This window comes from Paenibacillus agri, from assembly GCF_013359945.1.
GTDB classification, from domain to species: Bacteria; Bacillota; Bacilli; order Paenibacillales; family Paenibacillaceae; genus Paenibacillus_AQ; species Paenibacillus_AQ agri.
On sequence record NZ_JABWCS010000029.1, the window covers coordinates 1 to 243 of the forward strand.

Annotated in this window: 1 protein-coding gene; it reads left to right on the forward strand. The window is 46.9% G+C overall.

Annotated features, from left to right (window positions below):
- Window positions 1-243, forward strand: a 243-nt coding sequence (locus HPT30_RS00130) for an InlB B-repeat-containing protein (RefSeq protein WP_175369639.1), incomplete at both ends; no start/stop codon positions are given.

The following is a 243-nucleotide window of genomic DNA, read 5'->3' on the forward strand; positions in this document are numbered from 1 at the left end:
AAGTCAGGCTATACTTTTGCAGGATGGTACAAAGACCAGGCATTGAGCAACAAATGGAGCTTTACAACAGATACAGTACCAGCGGCTGACATTACGCTCTATGCCAAGTGGGACATTAACCCATATAAAGTCAACTATGACAGTAACGGCGGATCGGCAGTAGTCAGCGAGACTGTAGAGTATGGAAAGAAAGTAGTAGAGCCTGCTGCGCCGACCAAGTCAGGCTATACTTTTGCAGGATGG